Here is a 12,352-nt window from a genome sequence, read left to right on the forward strand (position 1 = left end):
GACCTAAATACCACCTAAGCTCTCAATAATAAGACATGTCTCTCACTCAGTCTCATTATTGAACTCAAACCCAAAAAAAGCACTATATCGTGTTATCGTATGATGATATAAGTTACATATTGTTAACAATACTGTAAAAAATACGGAAAAGGTATAATATGCAAAGATTTACGAGAAGCTTAATTAGGCTATGCAATTTAACTTTCATGTTGATTTGCTTCAATGCTGCAGCAATAACGCTCAATGGAACAACCGACATTCACGATCCCTCAACCATCATCAAGGAAGGCAATACTTACTGGACTTTTGGAACCGGCGGTGGCGCAGATACCTTACCCATTAATGCACTATATTCTACCGACTTAATTAACTGGAAACGCGGACCTTCACCGATACCAGCTAACACCTATCCAAACTGGATAAACAGCAAGGTACCGGGATTTGACGGTAACTTCTGGGCCCCCGATTTAATTGAGATGAATGGTAAATACTATTTGTATTACACCGCATTCTCAGATGCTGAGGGGATGCACTCAGCAATCGGGGTGATGGTCACCGATTCGCTAAATAACCCTAACTGGCGAGATTTAGGCATGCTTGTGTCGACTAAAGATGAAGGCACATTAGGAGGCCAACCAGTTAACACCATCGATGCTGGGGTATACCGCGATGCACAAGATAACGTGTGGATGGTTTACGGATCGCACTATGCAGGCATTTTTATTCGCCCGATCAATAAAACAACGGGTCTTTTAGCCAACAACGATCGTTTTCCAGCCGTCGGTAATAACTATAAATGGCATGAGTTTGAAGCCGCCCAAGTGAAGTACATCAACGGTTACTACTATATGTTTGTCAATTTAGGCGAGTGTTGTAAAGGCGACGACAGCGATTACTACATAGTGACAGGTCGCTCCACCAGCCCAGTCGGACCATTCCTAGATAAAAATGGTAATGATCTATGGCATTATGGTGGCAGCACCGTATTAAAAACCGATGGCAACCATATTGGTCCTGGTCACTTTGGCTATTACTACAATAATGGACAAAATTTAGTCTCAATCCATTACTATGATGGCGTAAGCCCTACAGGCTGGCCCGCTCGATTAGATATCTTAGAGATGACTTTCCAGAACGATTGGCCGGTACTAAATCGTAATTTCACCTTAAAAACCGATACAAATGCCTCAATCAACGGCACCTACCGTATTAAACCCGTTCATAGTCAACAAAAGTCCCTAGATATAGAAAACTGCGATACAACCGCTGGGACTAATGTACAACAGTGGTCTTGGTTGAATAATGACTGTCAAAAGTTCAAGATCACTCGAGTTGATGGTGTTTGGCACAGGATCTCACCAATCAATGCTCCAAGTATGGCGCTCGATATTGACTCATTCTCAAAAGATAATGGCGCTAATGTTATGCTTTGGAATTATTCAGGCGCACAGAATCAACAGTTTCGCTTTCAATCTGCTGGGTCGGGAAAAGTGCGGATCATAAATCGTCACAGTGAAAAATGCATTGATATCGAAGCAGCCTCTTCTGCAGACAGCGCTAATGTTCTGCAATGGCAGTGCATCTCAGGTGCAACGAATCAAATGTTCCAACTTGAGAAGCAATAATATCAATAGTATAACCACTGCAATAAGCGCTAGCTTGATAACAAGCTAGCGCTTATTGCACAAACGGCTAAGGGGGAACTATCCTAAGCCAATCTATCCTAAGCCAATCAATTTACTTCTCTATCTGGCATGCTGTAGCAATCACTATAAAACGTCAATGATGGCTAAATATCTCTAACCATTAGAACCAAGAAAACGTCATGCAATGTTTCCATCACAACTAAATGGTGATTACTTATTATATATATGAAACATCTCGCGTAAAAATTTAAACTATTGATTTTTATAATTAATATCTAATTGATATTCACGATTTGCCCAGCTGGTTTCTTCTGGGGGGCAAGGAAATGGCTCAGCTCTTTTTAACATTGCCAATACTTCATGACGAAATGCTTGCCTACCGATTAACACTGTTGCTTTTTGCTGTAATACTTTCCCTGTGCGATCGATATTAAAAGACAGGTTAACGACACCTTTTACATTGCGCAGAGATAAGCGCTTTGGTGCCGTTTTAAATGACAACAAATGATGCCGTATCCGCAAATCATATTGTTGATTTAATTCAGCCCCACCGATTTGCTGAGCAGTACCCGTTTCTTGTTGGCGCAACTCATTACTCGTCGCCCCCTGCTTGCCTAACGCCCCTGCTTTAGTCTCTGCGACGGCCATTTTCTCTCTTTTTGAGTCAGTAGGTTGTTGCTTATCTAAAGGCTTATCTAAGGGCTTATCTAAAGGCTTATTTGGCTCTTTCGGCTGAGGTTTAGGTTTAGGTTTAGGTTTAGGCGGAACCGTCATTTTTTTTGTTGGTTGAATTTTCTTTTCAGCCACTGGAGGCTGATTTTCTTTATGCTCAATTAATGGCTTACTTGATGCGACCTCTTGTTGTTGAGCCAAGCTCCCCGCCATCGCAGTCATCATCCCTAAGCTCACTATATTAGTATTACTTTGAGCAAGTGTTGTTGGCCGCTCTTGATATTCCCAGACAAAAATAATACCGATAATAATGTGGATAAAAACAGAGCCCAAAAAAAATGTGTTGAATCGATTCATTGACTAACCTTATGAACCATTAATATCGCTAAGCGCTATCTGGGCATTACTGATATTGAGTCTATTAAGCAGTGCAAGAGTATCGACCATACGTTGTACTGGGGTGTTGCTATCTGTTTTCAGCATTAATTTCAGCTCCCCCTTCTGCTTGAGTTCAATAAGCTTCGACTCCAATCCATTGCTATCTAACGCATCGCCATCAAGGGTGTAACTATTTGAAGTAACCGAAATACCTAGAGTAACAAATTCACTGTTTGCATAACTACGCTGACTTTTTTCTGACGTTTGCGGCAATGAAAAATCCATCTTTAATAGCGGTGCATTGATCATTAACATCATGAAAGCGATAAGAGAAAAGATCACATCTATCATAGGTGTCATGGTATCTGGAGGGGGCACATCCAAACTGCTATCATCGTTTAAATCGATCATTTTTATCCCTTATTATCGCCAAGGGCATGTGAGAATCGATTAAGGATCTCGGTACTTTCAGTTAAAGCATGTCGAGCTTTTGCAGCCAACAGCGCATGTGCAAGCACACAGACAACCGCAATAATAAGCCCTACCGCAGTGGTGGAAAGAGCTTGCCATAAACCATCAGCGACAATCGCAGGCTCAACGGGTCCTTGATGTTTACCAATATCATGAAACGCTCGCATTAAACCAATAATGGTACCAAGTAGCCCAAGCATGGGCGCCAGTGTTGCCACAGTGATGAGCCCAGATAGACGTTGTTTCATTTTTTTCTGTAATTCTCGCAAGTGAAAACTCACTTGTTCATCACGATTGTTACGCGTGAATTCTCTAAGAGAGAGCAGCAGCGACACAGTTTCAGCATAAAAAGGCTGACCTTTTATGACTATTTGCGCGGCGTTATCAACATATCCCTGTTGCAGTTGCTGCATAGCCTGTAATTGCCGTTGTGCTGACAACTGAGGTAAACGAGCCATAGAAAAACAGCGATCAGCCACCAGCGCGAGTGTAACTATTGAGCAAAGTATTAGAGGAACCGCTGTACCTATGCTCCAAACATCATCAAACATAGAGACTCTCCCGAGTTGTATCAATTTGTAAACCCATCTTTAACAGCGCATTTTGATGTAAATAGTAATTATTTTCAACAAAGAAGTCGCTCTTGAATACAACCTTTACACTTATTGTCATTTCATATGATTAAAAGATCATTCCAGTCAAAAGACCCAATCCCAAATCAAACAAAAAACCTTTTAAAACATAACCTTGAAAATTCACACCTATGTCGACTCTTTTTTATAACAGAATCAAAACCGGCATGATTGTAAATTTTGTTGTTAATGACAATCAATATCAATACGATAATCCGCCAAATTCAAGTTAACCAATGTCATACATAATGCCAACCCCTTCTACACCTCGCCAATCCAAATTGCTCACTCTATTAACAAGGTATTTTTCACTTAATATCACGATCTTGTTTTACACCTTATTGGCTGGATGTAGCGCATTACCAAACAGCGGGCAGCAATGGGACAAATCTGTCACTCAAGGACAACTAAGCAACGGTTTAACTTACTATCTTTATGACAGCGGCAATGCGAACGATCCGTTCAATATTCGACTCATAGTCAATGCCGGATCGGTGGATGAAACTGGCTATGCGGGTGTTGCTCATATGGTGGAGCATATGGTTTTTCGTAAAACTTATGCTCATCCGGAGTCTCTGCATAGCTATTTCACCACATTAGGCTGGAGCACAGGTAAACAAATAAATGCATTGACTCGAGAATCTGAAACCCAGTACATGCTGCGCACTCGAGTCAATGACAGCTTAGATCTCCCAAGTTCTGTAGCACTAATGGGAGATATAGCCTTTGGTGCAAGTTTCGATGAGGCCGATTGGTTACAAGAAAAAAAAGTCATTCTAGAAGAGTGGCGCCGTGGCGAAAGTACGGCATCTCGCATTAATCGTCTGAAAAAAGATCAGATGCGTCATGACTCTCGTTATGTTAATCGCCCAACCATAGGCACAGAAGAAAGTATTCTAAGTACGCCTATTGTAGAAATTAAAAATTTCTACAAACGATTTTATGTGCCAGCCAATATGACCTTAATCATCTCAGGCCATATCAATAAACAAACGGCAATCAACGCCATTGAGCAACATTTTGGACAAGTAAAAAAGTCACCAGCCCCTAAGCGAGATTATGTTGAGTTGCCTTTAGCGCCCCAATTACATATTGGCAAAGTCCAATCAACGAAAGGCACGACTGCCGCTGTTGTATTTGGATTTCGTAGCGCTTTAGCTCAACAGAATTCTAAAGAAAGGAAACTCGATCAATTAGTACGCTACTTTTTGCGCAAGCTTATGCGGAATCAGGTGATTAGAGATCGTGCTCTACTGAATGATAAAAAAATTAGCCTAAGATTAGAGCAGCCAACTAACAACCGCATTGTAGCAGCGTTAGTCATGAGAACCCAAAACCATGACGAAGCATTACCACTGCTACTGGAAGAGGCCCAACGTCTTAAGCATTTTGGTGTCGATAAAACAGAATTCAATGCACTTAAAGCAGAAGCTTACTCGATTCTACAGCGTCAACTCAAAAACGGCGCAGACAATCGTGATTATAAGGCCTGGGAAGACAAGATAACGAATGCAGTCATAGCGGGGAAAGTCCTACAAAACAGCCGTGAAAAAGCCCGCCAGCAGATATTATTATTAAACAGCATCACTTTAGAGCAACTTAACGATAGACTTAAAGAACTCCTCAATGCCCCTGATCAATTCTTGTATTATCAAATTCCAGATGGCATCGAAGTTCCACTGCCGACTGCGACTACTGTTCGTCAACTACAGGCAAATGCAGGGAACGCTTTAAAGCCGACCGTTGCTTATCAAGTCTCTATAGCTGAGCAAGAACAACAAGCAGAACCGATAACGCTGCCGCCAATCACTCTCTATCCAGAGGGTGAGATTCGTCGCTTCAACCGTATTCCCGCTACAAGGGATGCCGCGGCAATCAGTCAATGGTCGCTAGATAACGGCGATAGTATTGTATGGCTCGAACAGCCAACAGCCGATAATAAGCTGTATATTAATGTCGTCACAGACACCGGATTTGATAACCGCACTCAGTCTCCAATGTTAAGCCAAATAGCAGTACAGCTATGGCAACAAACCCCTCCAACAGGATGGTCTGAAGCCCAATGGAAACTGATGCCACAGTGGAGCTGGGTATATAAGTCACAACAGTTAAGTTTAGGTGCCGTGATAACCCCAGCGCAATTACCAAAACTGTTAGATACCTACCGTATACAGCTGCAAGAGGGTCATATTGCCGCCGAAGGCTTACCTTCGGTTAAATCTGATTTATTACGCCACCTAAGCAGCGCGAATAAGAACCATATTAGCGAAGCAATGGCGCAGCTGAAATACCCTAGCCAGATAAACGTATTGGATGATTCCACCGTTGCTGATATCGATGTGCCTATGCTGGAAGCTCTTGCCAAAGAAGTGTTAACCCAACCAGTCACTTTCTATGTTGTCGGTGCTCTACCTCAAGAGGTTGATGAACTCTGGACGCAAAAAGTAGCCTCATTACCCAGAAGAAAGACCCTAGTCGCGGCCCCATTGATGCAGCAAAGCGGCCACCATTTAAAAGAGTTAGCCTTATATGATTCACCTAAAATGCAGGTGATGTTTGAAGGTTATACTCAGCTTGAATGGTCACCAGAACAAGCTTTCTTGGTATCAAGCTTAGCTGAGTTAACTCAAAGCGCATTAAAACAGCGCCTCAGACTAGAGTTAGCCGGAATCTACAATATCCGTTTTGATCTGACACTCAATCCAGCAACCAATCATGCTGAAATGGCCTTATCTTTTTTCTGTGCGCCAGAACGTCGCAATGAACTATTAACTGCCGCTCAACAGGTACTGCAAAACATGCCACAGTGGTTAAAAAAACAAGACTTAACCCCATTAATTAGCAATATTCATTACGCAGAACAGCAACGTTTAGCCCTTGGTGCAACTTGGCTAAAAAGACTTGAGCTAAGTGACCACCGTTATGGTAACGGTCATTACCTTGAACATGTTCGCAACTTGCCATCACTTGTTACTCATCAATCTTTAGCGACACTTGCAGAGCACATCTTCCCCCTACAGAACAGTGCCACTGTTATTGCAAAACCAAAAGGCGAGAACGACTGAATCGATTATCACAGTATTTGTAACATAAACACCTTTTTAGGAAACGGAATAGCTGTCATTGCACGTTTTGTGTTGATAAAGCGTTATTCAGTGAAAAATTAGCACATTAATAATAAGTTGAGTTCGAATGAAAATATTACCCATATGTAGCTTAATCGGTAGTGGCTTTATATCTATGGCAACAGCTGCTGATAACCCCGTAGATTTAGGGGCCGTTGACATTATAAACAAATCAGCAACGACAACCGCCACAAATGACGATAATAGTAAAGCATCAACGGCATACGAGAGTTTTGATCCAGAAAACTCGGGATTAAGTGTTGTTAACCAAAAGGGCATCAACAAAGTTTCTGCAGGAGGGATTGATACCTCAGAGTTACTTAAAATTCTCCCATTCGTCCAAATGGATGAAGATCGTAATCGAGTTAACCAAGCGAACGAGCAGTCAATTCGGCCATCAAACTTCTCTATCTCTGGTGGTAACTATTACGACAATAACATAATGATCGATGGTATCGGCGTTAACTCTGTAATGGATGTTGCAGCCGATACCAACCCCAGCAGTGTTAACAATGTCGCAGGGCAAACAGCTCAAACACTTTACGTTGACCCATCTCTGTTAGAGAGCATTGAGGTATTTGACTCCAACGTATCGGCAAAATACGGCAACTTTGTCGGTGGTGCTGTAAACATGAATTTGCGTAAGCCTAAAGAAGTGTTTTCCGTAGGGTTTGCGGCCGGAATTCAAAATGACAGTATGAAAAACTACATCTATTCTGATGAATTTAAAGACGATATCGACAATAATCCCCCACCAGAATTCATTAAATACAATACCGCTATTTCGGTAGATATTCCCTTTACCGAAAAATTCAAAACCTTATGGAGTTATAGCCGCTCTGTATCTGAAGTCGATTATGATATGGACGATGCGTATGGTGGCCTCTCATTCACCAACGGTGATACTTCAGAAAACTTCATGCTAAAAGCTGTTTACCAATTTTCAGATACCTTAGATGCCGAGGCACAAGTTAGTTACAGCCCCTATACCAGCGGCTATGATCGCACCAATGCAATTAACTCTCATGTAGATAGCAATTCGACAGGACTATCTACATATTTTAAATTAAGTGGGATCAATGGTGATATGGACTGGGAAGCGAAATTGGCTTATACCCTTTCCGACACCAGCCGAAAAGCAGCTTCATATAATTATGTTTGGCCTAGCAATTATGCCGATTGGTGCTCAAGAAAATCGTGTACCGATGGTAGCTTTGGTAACCTAGATCAAAAGCAAAAAGATTACACGGCCAGTTTTACGGGCCACCTTCCCCTATGGGAAGGCGATATAAGCTTTGGTACTGACTTAACTCGCGTAGAGGCGAGTAAAATCAGAGATCAGGACAGCTATAGTTACAATTACTACAAAAAAGTCCCCGGTGCGACTAATGAGTTTGTGTGTGCAATTGACGATGATGCATGCAAAGAAAAACTCGCAATTTTAAACCGTCGCTCCATCTATCAAGCTTACGATGCTGAAGTTAATCTCAATTCTTTAGCCTTATGGACTGAATATCAGCGTCAATTCGGTAACATTAACCTGCGTACAGGCCTGCGTTATGACCATGAAAACTTCCTGAGTAACCATAATATATCTCCTCGTATTACTGCGAACTGGGAGTTTTATGATGAGATGTTTTTAACCGTCGGTGCCAACCGTTATTACACCAATAGTATGTTGGCCTACGCTATTCGCTCACAGATGCCGGATGATATTACCGATTACCGTGATATTAACGCCGACGGAACAGTGGGAGACTGGTATGAATATAGGCGGGTTCGAAATACTGATTACGGTACATCTGATTTAAAAACACCCTACAGTGATGAATTAACAGCAGCCATCACCTTGCCAACTCCGCTTGAGGGCTCTGTTCGTCTAAAAGCAGTTTATCGTTGGAACCGTGATCTATTTGCTAAAGAGAAGCTTGTTGATTTCAATACTTCAGAAGGTTCGCCTAAAGTAAATAATTATTACGTTTTAAATAATGACGGTGCAACAGATTATCGAGGTATATCATTAGAATGGGCTGGCCATTATCAAGATCACCACTTTAATGCCAATATCAATTGGTCACAAACCAAAACGGTTGGCAATGCCACCAGCTATGACAGCCAAATAGACCCAAGCGAAGACAGTACAACCTATGTGTACTACAAAGGTCAGCTAATAACCAAAACAGAACTATATGATATTGAAAAAGCACAGAACTTTGCAGCTCCAGTGAAGGCATTTTTCAGTTGGTCTACAGACTGGTTTTCAGAGCGCCTTAGCACAACAGCAAGGATGAATTATCGAGGAAAATACACCTCTCTATCCGATAGCGGCGAAAACATGCCTGTTGATGGCAGTAACTACGATATTTATGAGCGTACAGATCGTAAAGCATTCACCTCTGTAGACTTTAATGCGAGTTACCGTCTTGCACAGATAGCAGGGAACTGGGCCCGTGTGGATATAAAATTATCAAATCTTTTTAATGATTTGCCACATACAAAGGCTTCATCTTCCATGCCCTATCAACAAGGACGCAGTTACTGGCTGTACCTGAAATATGACTATTAAGTAACAGGAATCTAAGATAAACATGAATCATAACAATGCAAATTTAAGAAAGGACATTATGTTAAGTAAAATCATCGGCATCTCCCTATTAATATTAGCTTCCATGGGGAGCATCCAGGCACAAATACTCACCTTTGGTACTGAGGTGAATGACAACCACTTGGTCAATGTTTCTACTATTTTAGCTACGCCAGCCTCTTATGTAGGTCAGCAAGTAACAATCAAAGGCATGATCACCAATGTCTGTAGCAAGCGTGGATGTTGGATGACAGTTGCATCGGATCAAAGGTTTCAGGAACTATTTATTAAAGTCCCCGATGGTGAAATGGTATTTCCTATCAGTGCTAAAGGCAGTGAAGCCATTGTCACGGGTGCATTAAAGGCCAAACCGCTAAATCTGGCGCAGACAAAATCTTGGCTTGCCGAGCAGGCAAAACATCAGGGGCTGTCATTTGATCCAGACACAGTAACCAAAGCCATCAGCCTTTACGAACTGACCCCCGTTGGAGTAAAAATACTTGAGTAGTTCCAGTTTTAGTTGGTTTAAGTTCAACCGCACCCTGCACCGTGATGTTGGCTATTTCTGCGTGGGCTTAACGATTATATTCGCCATATCGGGCATAGCAGTTAATCATATACATGATTGGAACCCCAATTATGATATCAAGCGTACTGTAAAAATGCTTGAGCCAACTCAATGGCATACATTAGATGATGCGGTGCTTAATGCTCAATTAGTAAGACAAGCGAATATTAGTCAACCCGTAAAAAGTGGCTATTGGAGTTCGCCTCAGGAGTACAAAGTGTTCCTTAAAGATGGGGCGAATCTGACCTTAAATAGTGCAAATTCTGAACTCATAATAGAACAGATAACACCGCGATATGTGCTAAAGGCATTTAATAAATTACATTTAAACGAAGCACATAAAGCATGGGTATTTTTTTCCGATATCTACGCAGCCCTGTTGCTTTTTTTGGCTTGTTCATCGCTTTTTATGGTGAAAGGGCGTAATAGCCCATGGCGCAAAAAATCGGTGTGGTTAATTTCTGGAATAATCCTTCCCATTATCTTTATTTTGATTTAACCAGCAAGGTAAATGCTCGCCCAGTGACTATTCATGGGCGAGTTTTTCATTGGTTTTACTGTTTACTAATACCAATCAGTATAAGAAAGAGATCGACTCAGGGTCTGTTTTACGCCGTATTCAAGGTGAATAGGTGATGGAATGCTTGTCCCTTGTGAGGCCATTCAACGCTAAAATAGTCCCTTAACTGACGCGTTTTAGCCCATCCGATATTGTTTTAACTCATTTGAATCTAAAACACGTATGGGCTTCACTTGTTGCAAGCAACAAGATCTTGCATATTCCCTCCATATTTAAGACATTCCCTCCGTCCCTGGAGGCCAGTTGCGAATGTCATTAATACAACTGATGCTACCTAATTAATCGCCATCGAAATAAAATAGCCAACGACGGTTGCTGTGGAGACCCCAATAAACCCTGGAATGATAAAGCTATGGTTGACCACATACTTACCGATGCAAGTTGTGCCACTGCGGTCAAAACTTATCGCCGCTAAGTCACTTGGATAAAATGGGAAAAAGAAATAAGCATAACAAGCAGGCAATACCCCAATCAACACAGGAGCGGGGATCCCTAAGGAGAACCCCAGAGGCAACATAATCGTTAACACTGCCGCCTGACTCTTTAAGAATATTGAAGCCACAAACATCGCAATAGCGAAGGTCCAGGGGTAAAGGCTAACCAGATCGCTCACCATGCTGACAAGGTAAGATTTATGATGGCTGATAATGGTGTCGCTTAACCACGCAATACCAAAGATGATGATCACCGCCGTCATACCAGCACTAAACACATTGCTATTAACTATCTTCTTAGGCGAGACCTTAGTTGTCAGCAGAATAATAGCCCCCACCGACAGCATCATAAACTGTATCGCAACTGACATACCGACTTTATTAGGTAATACCTGCTTACTGAACATCGCAATAATGATGACGGCCAAAATCCCTAATATAAAAACCGTTAAACCCCGTTTAGCGGTGCGCTCTTGCTCAACTTGATTTGCTGATTCAATTTCAGGATCGATCAGGCTTTCTCTAAACTCATCATCTTGAAGTCGTGCCTGAAACTCAGGATCTTTATCTAAATCCTTACCACGCCTCAAGCTCCATGTGGCTGCCACTAACACACCTGTCAGGGTTGCCGGAATCGTCACCATCAACACGTCAATAAGACTGATATCGAGATGATTTTCCATTGAGGTCGCGATAACAACAGCTGCCGCAGCCGCAATTGGACTCGCAGTGATCCCCATCTGGGATGCGACTGTCGAGATAGCTAATGGCCGTTCAGGACGGATCCCTTTTTTATAAGCCACATCATAAATAACCGGCAGCAGCGGATAAACTGAATGGCCTGTTCCCACCAACACAGTTAATGAATAGGTGCATAAAGGTCCGAGAAATACGATCTGATTCGGATGTTTACGCAGTAGTCTTTCTGCATAACGAACTAATAACTTAAGCCCCCCGGTCGCTTCTAGGGTGGCAGATGCCGCCACCACGGCGAGGATGATCAACATCACATTGATTGGCGGCGTTCCAGGCGCTATACCAAACACAAACGCCAGTACCGATACACCCAACCCACCGAGTAAACCAAAAGCTATACCACCATGACGGATCCCGACAAAAATCACCGCCAACAGCAACATCATATGCACAAAAAACATAACGTTAATCCCCCTTGATCCACCCGACGCTAAAAATCAACCAGCAATAATACTTATTGATTATTAACCTTCATGTAACCTTAGGTTTATACAACGGAATACTAA

The 12,352-nt window shown here is 42.1% G+C and carries 9 protein-coding genes; 5 read left to right on the forward strand and 4 right to left on the reverse strand.

Going from position 1 to position 12,352, the window contains the following annotated elements:
* Positions 1-206: 206 nt before the first annotated feature.
* On the forward strand, positions 207-1,625 hold the full coding sequence (locus K0I62_RS15225) for a family 43 glycosylhydrolase (protein ID WP_220068912.1): 1,419 nt from the start codon (positions 207-209) through the stop codon (positions 1,623-1,625).
* 273 nt (positions 1,626-1,898) lie between these two features.
* Here K0I62_RS15225 and K0I62_RS15230 read toward each other — a convergent pair whose 3' ends face one another.
* The 3 genes from K0I62_RS15230 to K0I62_RS15240 are packed head-to-tail and all read right to left on the reverse strand — an operon-like array spanning position 1,899 to position 3,718.
* Positions 1,899-2,675, reverse strand: a complete 777-nt coding sequence (locus tag K0I62_RS15230) for an energy transducer TonB (RefSeq protein WP_220068913.1) — start codon at positions 2,673-2,675, stop codon at positions 1,899-1,901.
* A 9-nt stretch (positions 2,676-2,684) separates the two neighbouring features.
* Entirely contained in the window at positions 2,685-3,107 is a 423-nt protein-coding gene (locus K0I62_RS15235; protein ID WP_220068914.1) for an ExbD/TolR family protein, read from the reverse strand.
* Between the two features lie 2 nt (positions 3,108-3,109).
* On the reverse strand, positions 3,110-3,718 hold the full coding sequence (locus tag K0I62_RS15240) for a MotA/TolQ/ExbB proton channel family protein (RefSeq protein WP_220068915.1): 609 nt from the start codon (positions 3,716-3,718) through the stop codon (positions 3,110-3,112).
* Positions 3,719-4,035: 317 nt separating this feature from the next.
* Here K0I62_RS15240 and K0I62_RS15245 point away from each other — a divergent pair, with 317 nt between their 5' ends.
* The 4 genes from K0I62_RS15245 to K0I62_RS15260 all read left to right on the forward strand — a co-directional run bounded on the left by K0I62_RS15245 (position 4,036) and on the right by K0I62_RS15260 (position 10,575).
* Positions 4,036-6,864, forward strand: coding sequence for a M16 family metallopeptidase (locus tag K0I62_RS15245; RefSeq protein ID WP_220068916.1), 2,829 nt, complete (start codon positions 4,036-4,038; stop codon positions 6,862-6,864).
* A 127-nt stretch (positions 6,865-6,991) separates the two neighbouring features.
* Entirely contained in the window at positions 6,992-9,490 is a 2,499-nt protein-coding gene (locus K0I62_RS15250) for a TonB-dependent receptor plug domain-containing protein (protein ID WP_220068917.1), read from the forward strand.
* 58 nt (positions 9,491-9,548) lie between these two features.
* Positions 9,549-10,016 carry a DUF4920 domain-containing protein gene (locus K0I62_RS15255; protein WP_220068918.1) on the forward strand — a complete coding sequence of 156 codons (468 nt, stop codon included), beginning with the start codon at positions 9,549-9,551 and terminating at the stop codon, positions 10,014-10,016.
* Entirely contained in the window at positions 10,009-10,575 is a 567-nt protein-coding gene (locus K0I62_RS15260) for a PepSY-associated TM helix domain-containing protein (protein ID WP_220068919.1), read from the forward strand. Before K0I62_RS15255 ends, K0I62_RS15260 begins: the two co-directional genes overlap by 8 nt.
* Before the next feature lie 355 nt (positions 10,576-10,930).
* Here K0I62_RS15260 and K0I62_RS15265 read toward each other — a convergent pair whose 3' ends face one another.
* On the reverse strand, positions 10,931-12,247 hold the full coding sequence (locus K0I62_RS15265; RefSeq protein ID WP_220068920.1) for an anaerobic C4-dicarboxylate transporter: 1,317 nt from the start codon (positions 12,245-12,247) through the stop codon (positions 10,931-10,933).
* Between the last annotated feature and the right edge of the window lie 105 nt (positions 12,248-12,352).

The sequence above is a fragment of the Shewanella psychrotolerans genome (genome assembly GCF_019457595.1).
Classification (GTDB): Bacteria; Pseudomonadota; Gammaproteobacteria; order Enterobacterales; family Shewanellaceae; genus Shewanella; species Shewanella psychrotolerans.

Bases quoted from the DNA above. Each gene is read 5' to 3' on its own strand.
- K0I62_RS15225 (WP_220068912.1), top strand. From the start codon at position 207: ATGTTGATTTGCTTCAATGCTGCAGCAATAACGCTCAATGGAACAACC.
- K0I62_RS15230 (WP_220068913.1), bottom strand. From the start codon at position 2,675: ATGAATCGATTCAACACATTTTTTTTGGGCTCTGTTTTTATCCACATT.
- K0I62_RS15235 (WP_220068914.1), bottom strand. From the start codon at position 3,107: ATGATCGATTTAAACGATGATAGCAGTTTGGATGTGCCCCCTCCAGAT.
- K0I62_RS15240 (WP_220068915.1), bottom strand. From the start codon at position 3,718: ATGTTTGATGATGTTTGGAGCATAGGTACAGCGGTTCCTCTAATACTT.
- K0I62_RS15245 (WP_220068916.1), top strand. From the start codon at position 4,036: ATGTCATACATAATGCCAACCCCTTCTACACCTCGCCAATCCAAATTG.
- K0I62_RS15250 (WP_220068917.1), top strand. From the start codon at position 6,992: ATGAAAATATTACCCATATGTAGCTTAATCGGTAGTGGCTTTATATCT.
- K0I62_RS15255 (WP_220068918.1), top strand. From the start codon at position 9,549: ATGTTAAGTAAAATCATCGGCATCTCCCTATTAATATTAGCTTCCATG.
- K0I62_RS15265 (WP_220068920.1), bottom strand. From the start codon at position 12,247: ATGTTTTTTGTGCATATGATGTTGCTGTTGGCGGTGATTTTTGTCGGG.